Source organism: Phytopseudomonas straminea (genome assembly GCF_900112645.1).
In the GTDB taxonomy this organism is placed as follows: domain Bacteria; phylum Pseudomonadota; class Gammaproteobacteria; order Pseudomonadales; family Pseudomonadaceae; genus Aquipseudomonas; species Aquipseudomonas straminea.
In genome coordinates, this window is sequence record NZ_FOMO01000004.1 from 304,114 (window position 1) to 326,656 (window position 22,543).

Consider the following 22,543-nt stretch of genomic DNA (forward strand, 5'->3'; position numbering starts at 1 on the left):
GACGCATTTGGCATGCGGCACGTTAGGCAATAGACGAGGTACAGAAGGGTAATCGGCGCGTGACACCCAATCTTTAATAAAGTTCGACCCAACTATCGAAACAGGGCAACGAGAGGTTGCAGGCCGCTAAATCGGTTACGCACCGCTAGTCGATCCGCTCTTGTTGCTCCTGGGGCAACAGCGGGTCGATCTCCAGCCACGGCAAACGGCTCTGGGTCCAGATATGCCGGTCGGCGGCCGCGTGTTCGGGGTGATCGAGCGTGGCGATGGTCACGTCCAGGCTGTTCGGGCTCAGGGTGGTGAACAGCGCCAGGTGAGCGCCGCAGCTCGGGCAGAAATAACGCTCGCAGGTCGGCGAAGACGCGAAGCGTGCAGGCTCGCCGCAAGCCCACGTGAAGCTGGCCCGCGGCACGGTGATCCAGGTCACCAGGATGCCGCCAGTGCTGCGCCGGCATACCGAACAGTGACAGTGGGCGATATCGCGCAGCGGCGCACGGAACTGGTAACGCACGGCGCCGCATTGGCAGCCGCCTTGATGCAGATCGCTCATTTCATGCTCCTGAATACGCGCGCGAATCCCTGCTTGCCTGATCGACCGGCACTGGCGAAGATGCACCCTCACCACCACCGGGGGCTCCCGTGACCGAACTGCTCTTGGCCCTCTGGCCACTGTTTGCGCTGATCGTCGGCGGCTACGTGCTCAGCCGTCGGGGCTTTCCCAACGAAGCCTTCTGGCCAGGCGCCGAACGCCTCAACTACTTCATCCTGTTTCCCGCTCTGCTGTTCAACAGCCTGGCCACCGCACCGCTGGACAACCCACAACTGCCGCGCATGGCCCTGGCCGTGTTGCTCGGCTTGGGCATTGCCTGGCTGGCGCTACTGGTGGTGCGGCGCCTGCGCGGCTGGCCGGCGGCGCGCTTCGGCGCCTTCAGCCAGGGCATTCTGCGTTTCAACACCTACCTGGGCCTGGCTGCCGTGGGCAGCCTGTTCGGCCAGCCGGGCCTAACCCTGGCCGCGTTGATGCTGGCGCTGATGGTGCCGACCGTCAACGTGCTCTCGGTGTGGTCGCTGACCGCCGAGCGCGGCGTCAGTGCGCGCAGTCTGCTGCTGCCGATCATCCGCAACCCGCTGATTCTCGCCTGCCTGGCCGGTGCACTGGTCAACCTGAGCGGCCTGGGCTTGCCCGGCGGCAGCGGTCGACTGCTCAGCCTGCTCGCCGCTGCCAGCCTGCCCCTGGGCCTATTGTGCGTGGGCGCGGCGCTGAAACCCGAGCAGTTGGGAGGCGAGGTACCGGCCCTGGTCTGGAACAGCCTGCTGCGCCTGCTGCTGATGCCGCTACTGGCCCTGGCGGTGGCCGTCGGACTGCAGTTGCCGGCCATGGAAAGCACCGTACTGGTGCTGTTCTTCGCCCTGCCCACCGCACCGACCGCCTATGTGCTGACCCGTCAGTTGGGCGGTGATGCCAACCTGATGGCCGGCATCATCACCTTGCAGCATCTGCTGGCTGCCGCTTCGCTTGTCGGCGTATTGCTGACGCTGGACATCATCCTCTAGGCCACGGCTCGCGTGGCCTACAGGGGCCTCGCGAGCGAGCCACTGCTGCCCCGTTTACCTGTCTTCGACGAAAGCTGGCTGAAAGCTTCGTGCTCTAGCATCTGCTCACTGACCAACACAGATTGGTCGATGAGCTGCCGCCAGTGAGGCCCGCAGCTGCCGTCAACAAGAACAAAACAGGTAACCAACCATGCTTCGCCCCAGCTCCTCACGCCTGCTTCTTCTCCGCTCGCTTCCACGCTAGCCCTTTCGCGCATTACCCGCACCTAGCCGAATAACGTCCGGAGAAACACCATGCTCACATTCCTTGGCTTCGCCATGGTTTCCACCTTCATGTACCTGATCATGAGCAAACGCCTGTCGGCGTTGATCGCCCTGATCATCATCCCGATCATCTTCGCCCTGATCGGCGGCTTCGCCGCACAGATCGGCCCGATGATGCTCGAAGGCATCAGCAAGCTCGCGCCCACCGGCGTAATGCTGATGTTCGCCATCCTCTACTTCGCCATCATGATCGACTCGGGCCTGTTCGATCCGCCCGTGCGCCTGATTCTCAAACTGGTCAAGGGTGACCCGCTGAAAGTCGCGGTCGGCACCGTGGCCCTGGCGCTGATCGTCTCCCTGGATGGCGACGGCTCGACCACCTACATGATCTGCGTCGGCGCCATGCTGCCGCTGTACAGCCGCCTGAAAATGAGCCCGACCATCATGGCCGGCTTGATCATCATGGCCGGCGGCATCATGAACATGACCCCCTGGGGCGGCCCGACCGCCCGCGCGGCCAGTGCCCTGCACGTGGACCCGTCTGACGTGTTCGTGCCGATGATTCCCGGCATGATCGTCGGCGCCATCGTGCTGTTCGCCGTGGCGTACCTCTACGGTCTGCGTGAGCGCAAGCGTCTGGGCGTGCTGCAACTGCCGGAAGGCAAGATCACCCAGAACGAGATCAGCGTTTCCCAGTTCCCGGAAGCCCGTCGCCCGAAACTGATCCTGATCAACGCCCTGCTGACCATCGTGCTGATGGCTACCCTGATCGCCGGCCTGCTGCCAATGCCGGTGCTGTTCATGATCGCCTTCAGCATCGCCATGATCATCAATTACCCCTGCCTGCAGCAGCAGAAGGACCGTATATCCGCCCATGCCGGCAACGTGCTGGCGGTGGTCGGGCTGATTTTCGCGGCAGGCATCTTCACCGGCATCCTCAGCGGCACCGGCATGGTCGACGCCATGTCCAAGAGCCTGCTGGCGGTCATCCCGGACGCCCTCGGTCCGCATCTGGCGGTCATCACCGCGCTGGTGAGCATGCCGTTCACCTTCTTCATGTCCAACGATGCGTTCTACTACGGCATTCTGCCGGTGCTGAACCAGGCGGCCTCCGGCTACGGCATCAGCGCTGTGGAAATGGCCCGCGCCTCCATCGTCGGCCAACCGGTGCACCTGCTCAGTCCGCTGGTGCCGTCCACCTACCTGCTGATCGGTCTGGCCAAGATCGAATTCGGTGACCTGCAGCGCTTCACCCTGAAATGGGCGATCCTGATCTGCATGGCGATCCTGACCGCTGCTCTGGTGCTGGGGGTATTTCCGCTGTTCGGCAGCTGATTTGACGAAAATTTCACATCTCTGGCGCTAGACTTCGGCATTCGTGCCGATGGCCCTGCGCCAGTTTTCTATCATCACAAGGAACCTCTAATGGAATGGCTCACCAACCCGGAAATCTGGGTTGCTTTCCTGACTCTGACGGCCCTGGAAATCGTCCTGGGTATCGACAACATCATCATGATCGCCATTCTGGTGTCGCGCATGCCGCCGCACATGCAGGCGCGCACCCGGTTCTTCGGCCTGGCCCTGGCCATGGTCACGCGCATCATGCTGCTGCTGTCCATCACCTGGATCATGCGCCTGACCACCGACCTGTTCCATGTGTTCGGCCAGGGCATTTCCGGCCGTGACCTGATCCTGTTCTTCGGCGGCCTGTTCCTGTTGTGGAAGAGCAGCACCGAGATCTACCACGGCATGGAAGGCGAGGAAGAAAGCACCGAGCAACCCTCGGGCGCCGGCAAGCAGTTCCTCGGTACCATCATCCAGATCGCCATCATCGACATCGTCTTCTCGCTGGACTCGGTCATCACCGCGGTCGGCATGGTCTCCCATGTACCGGTCATGGTCGCGGCCATCGTCGTGGCGGTCATCGTGATGATGATCTGCGCCGGCACCATCAGCGACTTCATCGAGAAGCACCCGAGCCTGAAGATCCTGGCCCTGTCGTTCCTCATCGTGGTCGGCACCGTGTTGATCGCCGAGAGCTTCGACGTGCACGTACCCAAAGGCTACGTCTACTTCGCCATGGCCTTCTCCCTGGCCGTGGAAGCGCTGAACATCCGCATGCGCACCGCCCGCCGCCGCGCCGAAGGCAAGGCCGACCCGGAGCCGGTAAAACTGCGCAAGGACGTTCCGGGGCAGTGATCGGCTGACGCCGGTGCAATGAAAAACGGGGCCTCGACGGCCCCGTTTTTTTATGCGCTCAGACTCGATCCGCTGCGGGCTCGAAGCGCTCACCACGAAACACCCGCTGCGGGTTGCCCCGCTCGACCTGCAGGTGCGCATCACGACGTTGCGCCCGCGCGGCATCGGCTTGCGCCTGGGCGCGCAGGGCGAGGCGCTGGGCGATCAGCAGCAGCGCCAGGCGCTTGTTGGCGTGCTGGCTGCGCTCGCTCTGCACCTTGACGCTGATGCCGCTGGCCACATGGATGGCACGCACCGCCGAGTCGGTGGTGTTGACGTGCTGGCCACCCGGCCCCGACGAGCGCAGGGTTTCGAAACGGATTTCGCCGGCCAGTTCCGGCGCTGGCGCAGTGAATTGCGCACCACCGAAGAACCAGTTCTTGCGAGCATGGCCGGGCCTGTAGGGGCTGGGGCAGATCCACTGCAGCGAACCCGTCCAGTCACCGGCCAGCCCCTCGGCCTGCTCGCCTTCCAGCGCCAGCAATACCGAACGCAGGGTGCCGCGCCGCGGCCCCGGTTCGTCTTCGAGTACCCGCACCGTCACGCCCAACTCGTCCGCTTCGCCCTGCAGCCTGGGTAACGCCTTGGCCACTGCCAACGCACACTCGTCCGGCCCTTGGGCCGCTGATAGCTGTAAAAGGATCATCAGCAGCACCCTCCTCGCGTCTTGTAGGTCAGCACCGGTTTCAGTCGCGCTAGCACGCGAACCAGCCCCGCCTCACGCAAGGCGCCGACGACTGAGTCGATGGCCTTGTAGGCCTCGGGCGCTTCCTCGTAGATCAGCGCGCGGTCGGCGCAGATCACCCGGCTACCGAGTGCGGTGCGGCTCAGTTGCTCGACGCTGTAACGCGCGGCGAGGCGATCCTTGCACTCGCTGCGCATCCATTTGCGCCCGGCGCCATGGGCCAGGGACAGCAGGCTGCGCTCATCGGCGATCGGCTGCACCAGGTAGCTGTAGTCGCCGCGCGAACCAGGGATCACCACCGCGCCCTGATCCGACGGCGTGGCGCCCTTGCGGTGCAGCCAGCCATCGAGGCCATCGATACGCGCTGGCGAGACCAGGTTGTGGTTGATATCGAGCACCCTCTCGCCATCAGCACGCAAGCGCTCGAGCATGCGCCGGGCGATCAGCTGGCGGTTGGCTTCAGCGAAACGCAGCGCGCCGTCGTGTCGGCTCAGGTAATGGCTGCTGGCATCGCTGCCCGCCTCCAGGCCCTGATGGCCGAACAGGTCGACCTGCTCACGCAGGATCGCTTCACCGAGGCCGCGCGAGCCGCTGTGCACCAGCAACAGCAGGTGTTTACGCTCAATGTTCAAGGCTGTTAGCGCAGCATCGTCGTAGCTTTCATCGAGTTGCTGCAGTTCAGCGAAATGGTTACCGCCGCCGATGGTGCCGAGAGAGCGCTCGTGCCCCGTGACCGGCAAACCGAACGCGCCAACCGCTTCCTGCCAGCTCTCGTCGAGTGGCAGGTCGAGGTTGCCGAGGCGCTTCTCCAGCTTGTCCAGATGCAGCTTGGCGGTCGGTATGTCCGTGCGCCACAGCGCCATGCCGCAGCCAATGTCGTTACCGACCAGCGCCGGGTAAAAACGCCCTACGGAAAAGAATGCCGCACCAACCGGGTAGCCACGCCCCGGATGCAGATCCGGCATGCCGGCCACCCGATGCATGCCCGCTAAGCGAGCGGTGGTTTCAAGTTGCTGGATCGCTTTTCCTTCGATCCAGGTGTCGTCCGCGGCGACCAATACGGCGCCGTCGGACAGATTGCGAATGCAATTGCCCATAGTCCAATCCTGATGGGTTGAAACAGAAAGATGTTCGGATTGGCAGGCCAGAGGCCGGGCGTTGCGGCGCCGCTAACGAGGAGCGGCGAATGCGATCAAGCCAGGCGCGACCTGCAAAGGGTGATCAGCTGCTGCATGATGTGCCTCCTTTGCTGTCGGTTGAGAGAAGGCGCGCATGCTAGGCGCATTGGCGCTCGCTTGCAACAGAGCACGGTGATTGACTGACGCACCGCGCAACCTGCCGGCCAGGCGGCGGTCCACTCCTTGCTTGGCAACCTGCGCTTCTCCAACTACAGCTTGTAATAGGCAGCGGTGTTGGTGACCACACCTGCGCGAACGCCGTCATCGGCAGTATCCCAAGTACCGGGATCGAATCTGCATATCAGGGAGATGCGTGATGTTGACGCTGCTCAATCTGTTGTCCGCCATTGCCCTGCTCATCTGGGGCACCCATATCGTGCGCACCGGCATCCTGCGGGTGTACGGCTCGCAGTTGCGCCGCGTGCTCAGCCACAACGTCGGCAAGCGGCCGATGGCCTTCGTCGCCGGCATCGCCGTGACCGCGCTGGTGCAGAGCAGCAACGCCACGGCGCTGCTGGTCACCTCGTTCGTGGGCCAGGGCCTGATGGCGCTGACCCCGGCGCTGGCGATCATGCTTGGCGCCGATGTCGGCACCGCGCTGATGGCCCGGGTGCTGACCTTCGACCTCAGCTGGCTGTCGCCGCTGCTGATCTTTCTCGGCGTGGTGTTCTTCCTGTCGCGCAAGCAGACCCGCGCCGGCCAGCTCGGCCGCGTGGGCATCGGCCTGGGCCTGATGATCCTCGCCCTGCAGTTGATCGTCACCGCCGCCACGCCAATCACCGAGGCCAAGGGCATCCACGTGCTGTTCGCCTCGCTGACCGGCGATGTGCTGCTCGATGCGGTGGTTGGCGCGCTGTTCGCGCTGATTTCCTACTCCAGCCTGGCTGCGGTTCTGCTCACCGCCACGTTGACCGGCTCCGGGGTGATCGGCCTGCCGGTGGCCATCGGCCTGGTGATCGGCGCCAACATCGGCAGCGGCGTGCTGGCCTTTCTCAACGCCAGTATGCAGAGCCAAGCCGGCCGCCGCGTGGCCCTGGGCAGCCTGCTCTACAAGCTGATCGGCCTGATTCTGGTGATCCCGGTGCTCGACCCGCTGGCGCACTGGCTGGACAGCCTGAACTGGCACCCGGCCGAGCTGGTGATCGGCTTCCACGTGCTCTACAACACCCTGCGCTGCCTGCTGATGCTGCCGACCCTGAATCTGATGGCGCGCTTCTGCAACTGGCTGCTGCCCGACCGCCCGGACGTCAACGCTGTCGCCAAGCCCCGCCACCTCGACACTACCGCGCTCTCCACACCCACCCTGGCGCTGGCCAATGCGGTGCGCGAGACACTGCGCATCGGCGATCTGGTCGACACCATGCTCGGCCATCTGCAGGATGCCCTGCGAGGCAGCCAGCCGATCCTCGCCAAGGACCTGCGCCGTATCGACGACGACATCGATGCGCTGTACAACGCGGTGAAGCTCTACCTCGCCCAGGTGTCCCAGGAAGACTTGAGCGAAACCGACCGCCATCGCTGGGCCGAGATCATCGAGTTCTCCTCGAATCTGGAGCGCTCGGGTGATCTGATCGAGCGCATGCTCGGCAAGATCCAGGACGAGAAAACCGCCCAGCGCCATGCCTTCTCCGACAGTGGCCTGGAGGAACTCATCGCCCTGCACGAGCGCCTGCTCGGCAACCTGCGCCTGGGCCTGTCGGTGTTCTTCTCGGCTGACGCCGATGCCGCACGGCAACTGCTGCGCGAGAAGCGCCGCTTCCGCATCCAGGAGCGCCGGCTCACCCATTTACATGTCGAACGTCTGCATAAGCAGGTGGTCAAGAGTCTGGAAACCAGCTCTCTGCACCTGGAACTGATCGACGACATGAAACGCCTCAACTCGCTGTTTTGCGCAAGCGCCTACGCCGTACTTGGTAACCAGGACACCGGCGCCCTGCTCGCCGAAGAGGGTGGCGAATAGTGCGGGCCATGGCCCGCTCACTGGCGCTGCTGCTGGGCCTGATGCTGTGTGGCCCGCTATGGGCAGCGGACTACCTGAAGGTCGAAGGCTACCCGCTGGACAACGGCCTGCAGCTGATCCTCAAGCCCACCAGCGACCGCGGCCACGTGTCGATTCGCCTGGTGGTCGGCGTCGGCTTCGACCAGTTCGACTGCGACCACAAGGAACTGCCGCACCTGCTCGAACACCTGCTGTTCAGCGGCATCGACGCCAGCGGCGAAGCCGGCCTGGAAGAACGTATGCAGGCCCTGGGTGGCGACTGGAATGCCTTCACCCGCGACAGCGACACCACCTTCGTCCTCGAAGTGCCTGCCGCCAACCAGCGGGCGGCGCTGGACCTGCTGCTCGCCGCGCTGTTCAACACCGAACTCACGCCCGAACGCATCGACGCGGCCAAACGGGTGATCGTCCACGAGAACGGCGAACACCCGGCTGCCTGGCAGCGCCTGCTGGGCGCGTCGAGCAAGCGCAACGACGCCACCGAACAGCTGGCCGCCGAACTTGGCCAGGCCTGCGCCGAACAGGACTCGCTGGAGCGCCTGGACGCCGCGGCCCTGGAGCGCCTGCGCGAGCAATGGTACGTGGCCAACAACATGACCCTGATCATGGTCGGTGATCTGGATCGCCGCCTGCCCGCCTACCTCGAACGGCGCTTCGGCGAACTGCCGCCCGGCCCGATGCCGGAGCTGCGCGAATTGCCGGAAAGCAACGGCCATGCCGAGCCTGAACGCACACTGATCACCGGCCTGCTCGGTGATACCGCCCAGGTGAACCTGATCTTCACCGAGCCCTGGGTCGGCGAACTCGACCAGGGCACCTGGCAACTGCTGCGCGACTACCTGCAGTGGGCCGTATACAAAGATCTGCGCATCGAGCACGGCCTGGCCTACAGCCCCGAAGTGGAGCGCAGCGCCTACGGCAGCAGCAGCTTCTTCAGCATCAGCGCCGAGGTGGACCGTGCGGACGTGGCGCAAACCGGGCAGCGCCTGCATGACCTGCTGCAACGCCTCGCCAAGGACGGGCTGGACGACGCCACCGTCGAGCGCCTGCGCAACGTCGCCCTCGCCCGCCAGAACTGGACTGCACAGGGCAACAGCGCTCTGGCCGACACCTACTGGAGCTCGCTCGGCAGCTACGAAGAAGGCCACTTCGCCGACCCGGCACCGGAGCTGCGCAAGATCCATACCGCCCAATTGGATGCCGCGCTGAACCTGCTGCTCAAACAGCCGAGCTACCAGCGCGTCGAACAACCGTTACTGAGCACCACCGGTCTGTATGGGGGGGGTGCGGTGGCGGTGGTGATTCTGCTGCTGGCCCTGATCGGTCTGGTCAGCCTGCTGCGCCGTCGCTAACGAAAAGCCCCGGATGGCCGGGGCTCTCGCTGCTGCAAACGCACTGCGGCTCACTCGATGATGTTGAACTCGCTCAGGTACTCTTCGGAGATCTCCAGGCCCAGGCCGGGCTTGTGGTCATCCAGCTGGATATAGCCATTGACCGGCGCCGGCTCGCCCTTGAACACGTAGTAGAACAGCTCGTTACCGACCTCGACGTCGAACACCGGGAAGAACTCGGCCATTGGCGACGCGGTGGTCGACATGGTCAGGTGGTAGTTGTGCATCTGCCCGGCATGGGGAATCACCGGCACCGACCAGGCCTCGGCCATGGCGTTGATCTTGCGCGCCGCGGTGATGCCGCCCACGCGGTTGGTGTCGTACTGGATCACGTCCACGGCGCGGCGTTCGAGCATCTCCTTGAAGCCGTACGAAGTGAACTCGTGCTCGCCACCGGAGATCGGCATGATGCCCATCTTCTTCAGCTCGATGTAGCCTTCCAGGTCGTCGGCGATCACCGGCTCTTCCAGCCAGCGCGGCTCGAACTCGGCGAGCTTTGGCAGCATGCGGCGGGCGTATTCCAGGGTCCAGCCCATGTAGCACTCGAGCATGATGTCCACGTCCGGGCCGGCCAGTTCACGCAGCGCACGCACCTGCTCGATATTGCGGCGCATGCCCGCCGGGCCGTCTTTCGGGCCGTAGCCGAAGCGCATCTTCAGAGCATTGAAGCCCTGGTTCAAATAGCCCTGGGCTTCTTCGAGGAACAGGTCGAGGTTGTCGTTGGCGTAGAGCTTGGAGGCGTAGGTCCAGATCTTTTCCTTGGTGCGCCCGCCGAGCAGCTTGAACACCGGCTTGTTCACCGCCTTGCCCATGATGTCCCAGATGGCGATGTCGATCGCCGAGATCGCCGCCATGCCGATGCCCTTGCGGCCCCAGGCGTGGCTCTGGCGATACATCTTCTGCCAGATGTACTCGTTGTCGAACGGGTCCTCGCCGATGGCGATGGGCGCCAGGTACGTGTCGATGATTTCCTTGGCCACACGCGGTGCCAGGGCGCAGTTACCGATGCCGACGATGCCGTTGTCGGTCTCCACCTCCACAACCAGCCAGCCGTGGAAACGGAACGAGCCCATGGCATCGCCCTTCTCGAACAGAATATCGCTGGCGTTGGTGCAGAAGTGCGCCTGGGGCGGCACGACCTCGCCCTTCCACTCAAAAACGCGGGTACGGATGGATTTTATTTTCATGGTACGGCTCCTTTCACGATAGACGGGCGACCGGCAGAGACTGGCTCTCGGCGATACGACGGGGTTGGTTGAGCGGGAAACTGAAAAGAGGTGGCGAGCACAGCAAGGCCAGCGCTCTGGCCGATGCCATCGGTGTCATGGTCGATTCCTTGTTGCCGCTTTTTGCCCTGGCGATCAGGGCCGGCTTCTTGTTGGTCTACGGCGGCAGCCGAGCTGCCTGTTGCCGACGACTCTAGCCACGGCGCACGGTGGCGGATAATCACTTATGCGCATTCGGTGATAACCACAGGAAATGCCTGGAACGGCAAAAGACGCGCGGGTGTTATCGCCCGACGGTTCGGGTGCGGCACTGATCGTCAAAAGAGGGGCGAAGCAGTATCAGGCTGAGATGCGCCACACATACCAACCATCTATGCCCATGACCGCTAGTGTCAGCCAGAAGCGACAGCCCTCAAGACTCTCCGCAAGCGGCCGATGTGATAGTGAAGGAAAAATCGCATCGCGTACCTGGGCTCATTGGCGCGCCCGGGCCAGCAAAATCCAAAGGACATGGATATGACCAACTTCAGCGTGGACAGCCTGCTGGCAAGCCGCTCGGTCACGGCGGGCGCTTCGATCAAGGTCGTTCAGAACGATGTCGGAAAAAGCACGTCAGCGCCCAGTAGACAGCCTGTCTACAGCTCCTCAGGCGTCACGGTAACCCTCTCGCCCACTGCCACGAAGATATCGCTTTTACTCAAGAGCGAGTCCACGGGAAGTACCAGCGCTGCCGCCGATTTCGATGCGTTTCTGGACGGTAACCATCAGCAGATCAGGGAACAGGGCAAGAACGCCGATTTTGTCCAGGCGTTGCCAGACGACCTCAGCCATGAGCGGCAGGCGCTGGCCAAGCAGGCAGCCAACTACCTCCTCGACCACCATTACCAGGAGGAGAAACTCTATGACTCCCAAACGGCAGAAAATCCCTTCGCGTCACTAGATCGCGTGACACTTTCAAAAATTTCCTTCAACGACTCAGGACTTTTTACCCCAGCAGAGCGCCAGGTAGCCTTTCTGGAAATGACCAATCGCGACATGCTGTATCGCAATGAAACCTATGATTTGAGTGAAAGATTAAGAAGATCCGAAGACTTGGCGGGATCTTATGTAATCAGTTTTCTGCGCGATGCAAAGCTGGAAGGCACCATGAGCGAGGCAGAGAAGGCATGGAAAAAATGGCCCACAGCCGTGCAACTCGAGGCTATTGCAGTCGCGGCAGTGCGCAATGATCCGGCGAAGCTGCCAACACTACCCGAATATCAGAATCTGGATAGCCAGGGCAAACCCTTACTGGCCTTTATGGTTGGCAAAGATGGTTCGGGTACCTGGAAAAACGTTTCCGTTGAGGAACTGGCCTCTGAAACGATGCCCCTCAGGCTTATCCATTCGCTGATCGAAAAGACCAAAGCCACTCAAAGTGAACACCCTTGGCTGTCGCTCTACCTAAGCATCGATAGCATGGGACGGTGACGAAGCCGGATGCCTTCGACCGTCCCCGCTGCATACGTCTGGCAGACTACTCGTCCAGCTCGATCCGATAGAAATCCCGCGAATTGCGCCAGAAGAAGCCATCGCGCTGCGCCTCGTCGTAGCCGGCAAGAATGGTCTGCAGCGCCGTGACCAGCTCGTCGTAGCCAATACGCAAACCCGCCACCGGGTAGTTGCTGGCAAACAGGCAGCGCTCAATGCCGAACAACGCCAGGGTTTCTTCGATCACCCCGCGGTTGCCTTCCAGCGTCCAGGGTTGATCCCGCAGGCCCAGTTCGGAGACCTTCACGCTGACGTTCGGCTGCCCCGCCAGCGCGGCCATGCCGGCGCGCCAGCCGTCGAGCCCGGCGGGGCTGCGATCCCAGGGAAAGCCCATGTGGTTGAGCACGATGGGCACCTCGGGAAAGGCGGCCGCCACCTCGGCGGCTTCCTGCAGATGCCAGTACGGTACGCGCAAATCCCAGGAAAGCCCGTGCCTGGCCAGCAGTTCGAAGCCGCGTAGCCAGGCCTCGTCCTGCATGCTGCCGCTCTGGCCGCGTACGCTGGCAGCCAGCTCGGGGCGCGGCGCCGTCACCGGTTTGCTGCGAATGCCGCGCAGCAGCGGATATTCCAGATGCCGGCCAAGCACCTCCTCGCATTCCGGGCGGTGGAACCAGACGTGGGCGACCACCGCATTGGGAAAACCGTAGCGAGCATGTTGCTCGTGTATCCAGCGGGTTTCCGCCACCTGATCGGCGCGGTCGTGCTCGGCCTCGCAGTGCACCGTGGCCAGCACCCGCTGGCCAGCGCTGTCGGCCAGGTAGTCCTCGGGCAGGTAGTTACGCCGCAGCGGCGCGTAGTCGCCGAGAAAGAAGCCCGGGTCGACCTCGTCCTGCAACCAGGGGTAGCGGTGGCTGTCGAGATTCCACAGGTGATGATGGGCATCGATCAGCCGCTGCCCGCCTGCCGCATACGGCAGACCGAGGCGCTGGTGCAGGCACTCGGTCATTTTCAGTTGGCTCCACGCAGGCGCTGCAGTTCGGTCTGCCAGGCGCTGACGAACTCGGCGTCGATGCTGCCGCTGACCTGTTCGGTGACCACCTTGGCCTGGTCGACGAAGCGCTGGCGCTGCTCGTCGCTGAGCGCATTGACCTGCATGCCGCTGTCCTTGAGTTCGGCGAGCTTCTCGCTGTTGGCCTTGCGCGCCAGCTCACGCTGCTCGCCACGTGCCTGCTCGGCGGCCTTGCGCACCTGGGCGCGCTGGGCGTCGTCGAGCGAGTCCCAGGTCTTCTTGCTCATCAACAGCACGTAGGCGGTGTAGATGTGTTCGCTAAGGGTCAGGTACTTCTGCACTTCGTTGTAGCGCTGGGTGGCAATCAGCGAAATGGGGTTCTCCTGGCCGTCGATGGCGTGCATCTCAAGGGCGCTGAACACTTCGTTGATCGGCATCGGCTGGGCATTGGCGCCCAGGTGATCGAAGAAGGTACGGAACACCGGGCTTTGCACGGTACGGATCTTCAGGCCCTTGAGGTCTTCCCACTTGTCGATGGGCCGTTTGCTGTTGGTCAGGTTGCGAAAACCGATCTCCCAGAAACCCAGGCCGACCAGCCCCTTGGCTTCCAGCTTGGCCAACAGTTGCTGGCCCATCGGCCCGTCGAGCATGGCGTCCACCTCGGCGGTGGAATTGAACTGGTACGGCAGGTCCAGCACGCCGAACTCCTTGACCAGCCCGACCAGCGTCGGCGCGCCCACCAGGGCGAACTCGATGGTGCCGGCCGGCAGCGCGCCGAGCATCTGCACATCGTTGCCGAGCATCGCCGACGGGAACACCTTGACGTTCATCGCGCCGCCGCTGCCCTCCTTCAGGTGTTCGGCGAACAGCTTGGCGCCTTGCGGCCCCGGGGCGTCGATGGGGTCACCGGCGCTGAGCTTGAAGCTGCGTTCGTCGGCATGGGCGGCCAGCCCTGGCAGCAACAGGGCCAGGCCGAGGGCGGCCAGGGTACGAGTGAATGCGTTGTTCATCTTGTTGTTCTCCGAAAGCACGGGACTTCAGCGCACGATGACCTGGGAAACATCAGGCTCGAGCAGGGTGTGGAAGTAACGCTGGAAGGTGAAGGTGTCGAGATCGAGCATGCCGACGCGCTGATCCTTGAGGGTGACGAAGGCCAGGTCGCGGGTCGGGTGCAGGCTCATGGCGATGGCGTGGGTGTCGAGTTCGATGCGGTGGATTTCCTCGAGATCGGCGTTGAATACCGAGATCGAGTGTTCGGCATAGTTGGTCACGAACAGGCGACCCTGACGGTCGCGGTAGATACGCGTCGGGTCGGCACCGGTGCGGCCACGGCGGGTCACTTGCAGGGTCTCGACATCCACGGCGACGATGCTGTCGTCGCCGCGGGTGGCGACGTACAGGGTGCGTTCGTCGGCGCTGAAGCAGTTGCCCTCGGGCATGCTGCCCGGCTGCACCGGCAGCGGCGCGATGGTCGGATCCTGCGGCTTGAGGCGGGTGATGGTGTTGCTCAGCAGGTTGAGGGCGAAGGCGGTTTCGCCGCTGCGAGTCAGTGCCACCAGGTGGCTCTTGTAGCCGCCGGACGGAATGGCCCGGTCCGGGGTGTCCTTGAGGTGCGGCTGATCGAAGATCAGCAGGGTCGAATTGCCTTCGCTGAGCACGTAGAGGCGATCCTGGTCGTCCATCGCCAGGCCATGGGGACGGCGGAACGGCCAGATGCTCAGGGTGCGCACGTGCTCGGCCTTTTCCAGGTCGATGACGAATACCGAGCAGCCGCCCTCGCCTTCATGGCTGGAGGTTTCGATACCGTAGTGGCCGACGTAGGCGAAGCGGTTCTGCGAATCCACCACGAACTCGTGGGGGAACTCCGGCAGGCGGATATGCTTGATGGCGTCGCCGCTCTGCACGTCGTAGAAGCTGAAGGTATGGGCACATTTCTGCACCAGCAGCAGAACTTCCTGACTCATGATCTCGATTCCTTGAAGCGGCGCTCGGCGCGCCGCCGGGTTGATGGGCTCAGCGCAGGGCGTCGATGGCGTCGAGCAGTTCGCTGCCGTGCTGTTTCACGAAGGCCTCGCGCACCGGCGCGGACACCGCCTTGCGGAAAGCCTCGCGATCGACGTTCGGCTCGATCTGCATGCCCTTCTCGGCCAGCTCGACGAGGAACTTGCTGTCGTTCTCGGCGTTCATCTTGCGCTGCGACTGGCCGGCAGCGCGGGCTGCGTCAACCAGCAGTTTTTGTTGCTCGGCTGGCAAGGCATCGAACTTCTCCTTGTTCATCACCAACACCAGGGCGGTATAGGCGTGATGGGTCTGCGACAGGTACTTCTGCACTTCATAGAAGCCCGACGACCAGGTGATGCTCAGCGGGTGCTCCTGGGCATCCACCGCCTTCATTTCCAGGGCGTTGTACAGCTCGGCCAGCGGCAGCGGCTGCGGGTTGGCGCCGAGCAGGCGGAAGGCCTCGATCTGCGCCGGGTTGCTGGAGGTACGGATCTTCAGGCCCTTGACGTCATCGGGCACGCGCACCGGTTTGCGCGAGTTGGTGATGTCGCGAAATCCCACTTCCCAGTAGGCCAGGCCTTTGAGGTTGTAGGCCGACAGATCGTCGAGCAGCTGCTGGCCGATCTCGCCGTCCAGCACGCGGTAGGCATGGGCGCTGTCGGCGAACACGAACGGCAGGTCGAGCACCGACATGCGCGGTGTCAGGCCGCTGAAGTTGGGCGTGCCGGACATTTCCATCTCGATGGTGCCGCCGCGCACGCCGGCGATCATCGCCTGGTCGTTGCCCAGCATGCTGTTGCCATAGGGACGCACCAGCAGCTCGCCCTTGGAGCCATCCTTGACCCGCTGTGCGAACTCCTTGGCCGCCAGGCTCTGGGTGTCGCTGTCCGAGCCAGCGAAACCGAAGCGCAGGGTGGTGGCCGCCTCGGCCTGCAGCAGCGAACAGCTCAGCAGCAACAGGCAGCCCAGGGTACGCAATGTGTTCTTGTTGTTTTTCATCGTTACATCCTTGCAGTGAGGGAAAACGGATTCAGGGCAGGAACCAGCGCATGGGCGTCATCACCAGTTCCGGGAAAATGATCAGCAGCGCCAGCACGCCCAGGTGCGCGAACAGGAAGGGCGTCACGCCGCGCATCACGCCATCGAGCGGCACCTTGCCGACCCCGCTCATGACGCTGAGCACGTTGCCGATTGGCGGAGTGATCAGGCCGATGGAGGTGTTGAGGATGAACAGGATCCCGAAGTACACCGGGTCGATACCGGCCATCTTGATCACCGGCATGAACACCGGGGTGAGGATCAGCACGATGGGCATCAGATCCATGGTGGTGCCGACCAGCAGCACGATGACCATGATCACCACCAGCAGCAGTTGCGGGCGGTCGATCAACGGCTCGAGCAACCCGCTGACCAGCATCGGCAGCTCGGCGATGGTCATCAGCCACGACGAAACCAACGCCGCGGCCACCAGGAACATCACCACCGCACTGGTGCGCCCGGCGTCGAGGAACACCTTGAACAGGTCGCGCACCTTCAGCTCGCGGTACACGAACAGCGAGATGAACAGTGCATACACCGCCGCCACGGCCGCCGCTTCGGTGGGCGTGAAGATGCCCATCTTCAGGCCGCCGATGATCAGCACCGGCAACAGCAATGCCCAGATGCCATCGAGGAAGGCTTTCCAGACTTCGCTGAACGGCGCCTTTTCGCCACAGGGCAGGTCACTGTTGCGCGCCAGCCACCACCAGGTTGCCCACAGCGCCAGGCCCATCATCAGTCCCGGCACGATGCCGGCCATGAACAGCTTGGTGATCGACACGCCACCGGCGACGCCGAACACCACCAGTGGAATGGACGGTGGGATCACCGGCGCGATGATGCCGCCAGCGGCGATCAACCCGGCCGAACGATTGGGGTCGTAACCGGCCTTGCGCATCATCGGCATCAGCATCGCCGCGACCGCTGCAGTATCCGCCACGGCAGAACCGGACAGCGACGCCATCACCATGGCTGCGATGATCGCCACGAAGCCCAGGCCGCCGCGCTTGTGGCCGACCAACGCCATGGGCAGAGCGACGATGCGCCGCGACAGGCCGCCGGCGTTCATCAGCTCGCCCGCCAGCATGAAGAATGGGATGGCCAGCAGCGGGAAGCTGTCGGCGCCGCTGATCAGGTTCTGGGCGAGAATCTGCGCGTCGAAGGTATCGAGCTGGATCATCAGCGCAACACCGGCCACCAGCAGCGCGAAGGCCACCGGAATGCGCATCGCCATGGCGCCCAGAAGGGAGCCGAGGAATACCACGATGGTCATTTCGACACCTCGGAAATCAGTGCGTCTTCAGGGCTCAGCGGCATGACCTGGTCCGGATCCACGTGACGGAACAGCAGCAGGTACAGGCGCTTGATGATGATCGCCGCCATGCCCAGGCTGCACACCACACCGGCGGCGTACATCAGCCCCAGAGGCAGTTCGGCCACCGGAGACAGGTTGTCCATGTTGATGACGGTCTGCTTGTAGCTGCCGACCAGGAACAGGCCGCAGCAGAACAGCATCATCACCTCGGCGAGCACTGCGCAGACTCGCTGGCCGAGGGCCGGCAGGCGGCGGTACAGCAGGTCGATGCCCAGGTGGGCGTTGTCACGCAGGGCCACCACGGCGCCGATGAAGGTCAGCCATACGAACAGGTAGCGCGCGCCTTCATCCGACAGGGCGATGCCGGAATTGAAGCCGTAGCGCAGCACCACGTTGAAGAACACCAGGATCACCATGGTGCCCATGCAGAACACTACGATGCTTTCGAACAGCCGCGACAGCAGCAGACTCAGCAGGCGCATGGCAGTGCCCTCCCCTGTAATCCCTTGACGCCGCCCACGCGGCAGCCCATCGACGGCCGCGAGGGCCGCCAATCGTTGAACGTGTCCATGACTGACTCCTTGTTATTGTTGTTCTCGGAAAAGCGCCGGATCAGCCCCGCTGCCGACTCCCCATCCGACAGGCGATCTCGAAGGCCTGGCGGGTCGCGCCGACGTTGGCCTTGCCCTGCCCGGCGATGTCGAAGGCGGTGCCGTGGGCCGGCGTGGTGATGGGGATCGGCAGGCCGCCCTGCACCGTCACGCCGCGGGAGAAACCCATCAGCTTGATCGCGATCTGGCCTTGGTCGTGGTACATGGTCACCACCGCATCGAAGGCCTGGCTGTCGCCCTGCACCTTGAGGAAGATGGTGTCGCCCGGGTACGGGCCGATGGCCTCGATGCCCTGCTCACGGGCGCGCTCCACCGCAGGGCCGATGATGTCCAGTTCCTCACGGCCGAAACTGCCGTTGTCGCCGTTGTGCGGGTTGAGGCCACAGACGCCGATGCGCGGTTTCTCCAGGCCATTGCGCTTGAGTGCGGTGTCGATCAGGCGGATCGCCTCGATCACCCGATCCTGGCTGAGCATGCCCGGCACGTCGGCCAAGGCGACGTGGGAGGTCACCCGCGAGGTCCACAGGTTGTCGAGCACGTTGAATTCGCAGAACGGGCCATCGAAACCCAGGTACTCGGCGAACCAGTGCAGCTCGTCGCTATGGCCCATGCCGGCCATGTGCAGCGAGGTCTTGTTGAGCGGGCCGAACAGAATGGCATCGGTCGTGCCGTCAGCGGTCAGGCGCAGGGCCTGCTCGAGGGTGTCGAGGCTGTAATGGCCGCCGATCACGCTGGCTTCGCTGCGCGGGAAATCGCCCTTGGCGCGGCCCCGAAACGGCAGCAGCAGCGGCGTGTCGTCAGCGAAGTTCAGGTTGTCGGTCGAGTCGATGAGGCGATACGGGAACGACTGGCCGGCGATGTCCATGCCACGGCGCACTTCGGCTTCATCGGCGATCAGCAGCACCTGAGCCTTGCGACGCACTTCTGGCTCGGCGAGCAGACGGGCGATCAGCTCGGGGCCGATGCCGGCGGGGTCACCCAGCACAATGGCCAGGCGGGGAAGAGTCGAGTTGCTCATGCGGTTGTCCTCAGGTCAGAAGATGCGTCCGGGATGCGAATGACATCGGGCACGGTGCGATACAGGCGCCGCGCGTTGTCGTGGAAAAGCAGTTGCTGCTGATGGCGCGGCAGATCGGCGACGATGCGCTTGAAGCCGCCATAGATGTCGTCGAACGAGCCGCACAGGCTGTCGACCGGGAAGTTGCTGGCGAACATCACCCGCTCGGGGCCGAACAGGGCGATGGTTTCGCCCACGATCCAGGCGTTGTCTTCGACGCACCAGCGCCGGCCCGGCAGGCCGATGCCGGACACCTTTACCGCCACGTTCGCGCAGTCGGCCAACTTCGCCATCGCCGCATGCCAGGCCGCCAGGCCCTGCTCGCTGCGATCCGACGGCAGGCCGGCGTGGTTGAGAATCAGCTGGGTGCCAGGAAAGTCGCGGGCCAGCGCGATGGCTTCGGGAAGGTTCCACCAGGGCGTCTGCAGGTCGAAGTGCAGGCCGTGGCGCGCCAGTTCGGCGTAACCGCAGCGCCATGCGTCATCGCTCATCAGGGTGCGCAGCTTACCAACGTCAGCTGGCGAAGCAGGGCCGCCGGGCTTGTGGCGTACGCTACGTACACGTTGAAACGCCGCCTGTGCGGCCAGTACCTGGGCGGCATCCGGCGCATCCAGCCAGGCCTGGGCGACCACGGCGTTGGGTGCGCCATAGCGCAGGGCGACGTCGTGGATGAAAGCGGTTTCGCCAATCGGGTCACGCGGGTCCCACTCGGTTTCCACGTACACGGTGGCCACCACCTGGTGCTCACCGGCATCGGCCATGTAGTCGTCCGGGTAGTAGGGCCGCTTGATGGCCCTGTAGTCGCCATAACGAAACGGGATGTTCTCCTCGTCCGACAGCCAGGGGTGATGGTTGCGCTGCGGGTCCCAGAAATGGTGATGGGCATCGATGATCGGCCCGTCGTACAGATCAGCCATGGGCCACCTCGGCCTTGTCGAGGGAGATCAGCAGGGTGCCGACGATGAACAGCCCCGAGCACAGCGCAAAGAAACCCAGCACCGCAGCGTAGCCACCAGCGTGTTGCAGCAGCAGGCCGACCAGAATCGGCACGGCGATGCCGCCCAGGCTGCCGGCCATGTTCATCACCCCGCCGATCAGCCCGACCCGCGCCGGCGAAGCCAGCAGCGCCGGGAAGCTCCAGTACAGGCTGCCCCACATCAGGAAGAACGCGGTCAGCGACAACAGGCCGACGGCCAGGTACGGATCGTTCAGGCTCGGCAGCAGCAGGAAGGCGACCAGCGCCACCAGCCCGGAGAGGCTCAGTAAGCTCTTGGCCGCCAGGCCACGGCGCACACCCTTGGCGATCAGCCGGTCGCACAGGAAGCCGCCGGTCAGCGAGCCGGCGGCGCCGCAGATGAAGATCACGAAGGTAGCAGCGCCGATGCCCTTGATATCGAAGCCGCGGGCCTGGGCCAGGTAGCTCGGCCCCCAGGTCAGTAGGCCGAAGAACACCATGGCCCAGCTGGCGCGGCCGAGCAGGATGCCGGTCAGCGAGCGGCGGGCGATGCCCAGGCCGCGCACGGTCTGTTTGGCTGCTTCGGCCATGGTGACCGCGCGGCCTTCGTTGATGGCTGCCAGCTCGGCGTCGTTGACGTCCGGGTGATCGGCGGGGTTATCGCGCAGGTAGTGCCAGGCCAACCAGGCCATGGCGAGCGTGGCGATACCGGCGATAAAGAACGCGGTACGCCAGGAGCCCAGCACGGCGATCAGGTAGGCGATGATCAGCCCGCCGAGGGCCACGCCCAGCGGCCCGCCACAATCCATCAACACCGCGCCACGGCTGCGCTCGCCGCTGCCCAGCCACAACGAATTGAGCTTGCCGCCGGCGGGAAACAACGGCGCTTCGGCAGCGCCCAGGGCCACCCGGGCGAACATCAGCGACAAGCCACCGGTGGCGAACGCGGCAAGGGTCTGGAAAGCGCCCCACAGACCGGTCGACCAGCCGATCACGCGGCGCGGGCCGTAGCGGTCGATCAGCCAGCCGCCGGGGATCTGCAACAGGGCGTAGGCCCAGAAGAAGCTGCTGAGGATCAGCCCCTGCATGCTCGGGCTCAGGCTGAATTCATTGGCGATGACCGGCATGGCGATGGACAGGGAAACCCGGTCGACCAGGTTGATCACCGTGAGCGCGAAGATGATGGCGAAGATGCGCCAGCGCACCCGGGAAGGTTTGCCAGCCTGAACACCGGCCGAGGGGGTGCGCACCTGCAGGGCGACAGGTTGAGCCTGAGCCATGGGGAGTACCTCTGTGTTGTTGTTTTTGTAGTAGCGGGCGACGAGTGGTCAGCCCGGTCAAGCGAACTATCTGCCCGGCCAACGATAACCGTCTAATCAAAGCTTCTCATACGGACATAGCCTGGAGTTATCGCTGAGCAGGGATACCAGGCATAACCTGAGGCTATCGGAGTATCAGTTCTTTTGAGTAGACGCTTATCGACACCCTTCGCACACTCCAGGCAACCCACAAGAACGACAACAATGAGGTAGCCCCATGTACAGCCCCCGTACGCGTCATGTTCCGGCCCTGCTCGCCGCCCTGCTCTGCACCGCGCCATTGGCCGCCGTGGCGGACTGGACACCCGAAAAGAACGTGGAGATCGTGGTGGCCGGCGGCCCGGGTGGCGGAACCGATCAGCTCGGCCGGGTGATCCAGTCGGCGATCACTCAGCACAAGCTGCTCGACGTCAACACCGTGGTGCTCAACAAGGGTGGCGGCAACGGCGCTGAAGCCTTTCTGGAGATGAAGTTGGCCAAGGGTGATGCCAACAAGCTGGTGATCGGCACCAACAACGTCTACCTGCTGCCGCTGGTGGCCAAGCTAGGCTATCAGTGGACGGACCTGACGCCGGTCGCCGCCGTGGCCGAGGATGACTTCATTCTCTGGACCTACCAGGGTTCGCCCTGGAAGGATGCCGCCGCGTTCAAGGCCGACCTGGCCAAGAATGCCGCAAACATGCGCGTCGGCGGCAGCCAGTCCAAGGACGTCGACCAGACCCTGTCGCTGCTGCTCGGCCAGCAGGCGGGCGCCAAGATCACCTACATCCCCTTCAAAAGCGGCAGCGAGGCGTCCACGCAACTGGCCGGCAAGCACATCGCTGCCAACTTCAACAACCCGGCCGAAAGCGTCAGCCAGTGGCGCGGTGGCCAGGTGGTGCCGCTGTGCGTATTCAGCCAGGCGCGCATGGGCTACACCCAAAAAGTCACCGAGACCCAGTCCTGGGCCGATGTGCCGACCTGCAAGGAGCTGGGCCTGGGCATCGACCAGTACCGTTTCCCGCGCACCGTGTTCCTGCCCGGCGGTGTCACCGACGAGCAGCGCGCCTTCTACGTCGAGCTGTTGCGCAAGGTCAGCCAGACGCCGGAGTTCAAGACCTACGTGGAGCGCTCCGCCCTGGCACCGACCTTCCTTTCCGGTGATGAGCTGGTGAGCTACATCGAGAAGGATCGCGAGCGGGTTATCCCTGTGTTCAAGCAGGCCGGATGGCTGCGCGAGTAAATCGCGCGCTC

General features: G+C 63.9%; 20 protein-coding genes. 7 read left to right on the forward strand and 13 right to left on the reverse strand.

Annotation, left to right across the window (positions count from 1 at the left end):
• Window positions 1-145: 145 nt before the first annotated feature.
• Window positions 146-550 (reverse strand): GFA family protein, encoded by a 405-nt coding sequence (locus BM279_RS11925; RefSeq protein WP_093503985.1) that lies wholly within the window; start codon window positions 548-550, stop codon window positions 146-148.
• Between the two features lie 89 nt (window positions 551-639).
• On the opposite strand from BM279_RS11925, the gene BM279_RS11930 reads away from it, so the two are divergent.
• The 3 genes from BM279_RS11930 to BM279_RS11940 all read left to right on the forward strand — a co-directional run bounded on the left by BM279_RS11930 (window position 640) and on the right by BM279_RS11940 (window position 4,017).
• Entirely contained in the window at window positions 640-1,554 is a 915-nt protein-coding gene (locus tag BM279_RS11930; RefSeq protein ID WP_093503987.1) for an AEC family transporter, read from the forward strand.
• 294 nt (window positions 1,555-1,848) lie between these two features.
• A complete protein-coding gene (locus BM279_RS11935) occupies window positions 1,849-3,153 on the forward strand; it encodes a CitMHS family transporter (RefSeq protein WP_093503988.1) in 1,305 nt (434 codons plus the stop codon).
• Window positions 3,154-3,243: 90 nt separating this feature from the next.
• A complete protein-coding gene (locus BM279_RS11940; RefSeq protein WP_093503990.1) occupies window positions 3,244-4,017 on the forward strand; it encodes a TerC family protein in 774 nt (257 codons plus the stop codon).
• 58 nt (window positions 4,018-4,075) lie between these two features.
• Here BM279_RS11940 and prfH read toward each other — a convergent pair whose 3' ends face one another.
• Both prfH and BM279_RS11950 read right to left on the reverse strand, forming a co-directional pair.
• The gene (prfH, locus tag BM279_RS11945; protein ID WP_093503992.1) at window positions 4,076-4,702 is read right to left on the reverse strand and encodes a peptide chain release factor H; all 627 of its coding nucleotides are present in this window, start codon (window positions 4,700-4,702) and stop codon (window positions 4,076-4,078) included.
• Window positions 4,702-5,838 (reverse strand): RNA ligase RtcB family protein, encoded by a 1,137-nt coding sequence (locus tag BM279_RS11950; RefSeq protein ID WP_093503994.1) that lies wholly within the window; start codon window positions 5,836-5,838, stop codon window positions 4,702-4,704. Before BM279_RS11950 ends, prfH begins: the two co-directional genes overlap by 1 nt.
• A 397-nt stretch (window positions 5,839-6,235) precedes the next feature.
• On the opposite strand from BM279_RS11950, the gene BM279_RS11955 reads away from it, so the two are divergent.
• Together BM279_RS11955 and BM279_RS11960 are read left to right on the forward strand one after the other, a co-directional pair.
• Window positions 6,236-7,879, forward strand: a complete 1,644-nt coding sequence (locus BM279_RS11955; protein ID WP_093503996.1) for a Na/Pi cotransporter family protein — start codon at window positions 6,236-6,238, stop codon at window positions 7,877-7,879.
• Between the two features lie 8 nt (window positions 7,880-7,887).
• Window positions 7,888-9,270, forward strand: coding sequence for a M16 family metallopeptidase (locus BM279_RS11960; protein WP_208604534.1), 1,383 nt, complete (start codon window positions 7,888-7,890; stop codon window positions 9,268-9,270).
• Between the two features lie 50 nt (window positions 9,271-9,320).
• Here the strand turns inward: BM279_RS11960 and BM279_RS11965 are convergent, their stop codons facing one another.
• Window positions 9,321-10,496, reverse strand: a complete 1,176-nt coding sequence (locus tag BM279_RS11965; protein ID WP_093504000.1) for an L-rhamnonate dehydratase — start codon at window positions 10,494-10,496, stop codon at window positions 9,321-9,323.
• A gap of 555 nt (window positions 10,497-11,051) precedes the next feature.
• Here BM279_RS11965 and BM279_RS11970 point away from each other — a divergent pair.
• Window positions 11,052-12,005 carry a hypothetical protein gene (locus tag BM279_RS11970; protein WP_093504002.1) on the forward strand — a complete coding sequence of 318 codons (954 nt, stop codon included), beginning with the start codon at window positions 11,052-11,054 and terminating at the stop codon, window positions 12,003-12,005.
• 46 nt (window positions 12,006-12,051) lie between these two features.
• On the opposite strand, the gene BM279_RS11975 is transcribed toward BM279_RS11970, so the two are convergent.
• The 9 genes from BM279_RS11975 to BM279_RS12015 all read right to left on the reverse strand — a co-directional run bounded on the left by BM279_RS11975 (window position 12,052) and on the right by BM279_RS12015 (window position 21,271).
• Window positions 12,052-13,011 carry an amidohydrolase family protein gene (locus BM279_RS11975; RefSeq protein WP_093504004.1) on the reverse strand — a complete coding sequence of 320 codons (960 nt, stop codon included), beginning with the start codon at window positions 13,009-13,011 and terminating at the stop codon, window positions 12,052-12,054.
• Window positions 13,012-13,013: 2 nt separating this feature from the next.
• Window positions 13,014-14,024 carry a TRAP transporter substrate-binding protein gene (locus tag BM279_RS11980; RefSeq protein ID WP_093504005.1) on the reverse strand — a complete coding sequence of 337 codons (1,011 nt, stop codon included), beginning with the start codon at window positions 14,022-14,024 and terminating at the stop codon, window positions 13,014-13,016.
• A gap of 27 nt (window positions 14,025-14,051) precedes the next feature.
• Window positions 14,052-14,978 carry a YncE family protein gene (locus BM279_RS11985; protein WP_093504007.1) on the reverse strand — a complete coding sequence of 309 codons (927 nt, stop codon included), beginning with the start codon at window positions 14,976-14,978 and terminating at the stop codon, window positions 14,052-14,054.
• A 49-nt stretch (window positions 14,979-15,027) separates the two neighbouring features.
• Window positions 15,028-16,014, reverse strand: coding sequence for a TRAP transporter substrate-binding protein (locus tag BM279_RS11990; RefSeq protein ID WP_093504009.1), 987 nt, complete (start codon window positions 16,012-16,014; stop codon window positions 15,028-15,030).
• A 31-nt stretch (window positions 16,015-16,045) separates the two neighbouring features.
• Window positions 16,046-17,326: a TRAP transporter large permease subunit gene (locus BM279_RS11995; protein ID WP_093504011.1), complete on the reverse strand. Its 1,281-nt coding sequence runs from the start codon at window positions 17,324-17,326 to the stop codon at window positions 16,046-16,048.
• Window positions 17,323-17,850 carry a TRAP transporter small permease gene (locus BM279_RS12000; protein ID WP_093504013.1) on the reverse strand — a complete coding sequence of 176 codons (528 nt, stop codon included), beginning with the start codon at window positions 17,848-17,850 and terminating at the stop codon, window positions 17,323-17,325. Before BM279_RS12000 ends, BM279_RS11995 begins: the two co-directional genes overlap by 4 nt.
• A gap of 130 nt (window positions 17,851-17,980) precedes the next feature.
• Window positions 17,981-18,997: a 4-hydroxythreonine-4-phosphate dehydrogenase PdxA gene (locus BM279_RS12005; protein WP_093504014.1), complete on the reverse strand. Its 1,017-nt coding sequence runs from the start codon at window positions 18,995-18,997 to the stop codon at window positions 17,981-17,983.
• A complete protein-coding gene (locus BM279_RS12010; RefSeq protein WP_093504016.1) occupies window positions 18,994-19,953 on the reverse strand; it encodes an amidohydrolase family protein in 960 nt (319 codons plus the stop codon). Before BM279_RS12010 ends, BM279_RS12005 begins: the two co-directional genes overlap by 4 nt.
• Window positions 19,946-21,271, reverse strand: a complete 1,326-nt coding sequence (locus BM279_RS12015; protein WP_093504018.1) for an MFS transporter — start codon at window positions 21,269-21,271, stop codon at window positions 19,946-19,948. The genes BM279_RS12010 and BM279_RS12015 overlap by 8 nt, the downstream gene beginning before the upstream one ends.
• A 256-nt stretch (window positions 21,272-21,527) precedes the next feature.
• On the opposite strand from BM279_RS12015, the gene BM279_RS12020 reads away from it, so the two are divergent.
• A complete protein-coding gene (locus BM279_RS12020) occupies window positions 21,528-22,532 on the forward strand; it encodes a tripartite tricarboxylate transporter substrate binding protein (protein ID WP_093504020.1) in 1,005 nt (334 codons plus the stop codon).
• Window positions 22,533-22,543 lie beyond the last annotated feature (11 nt).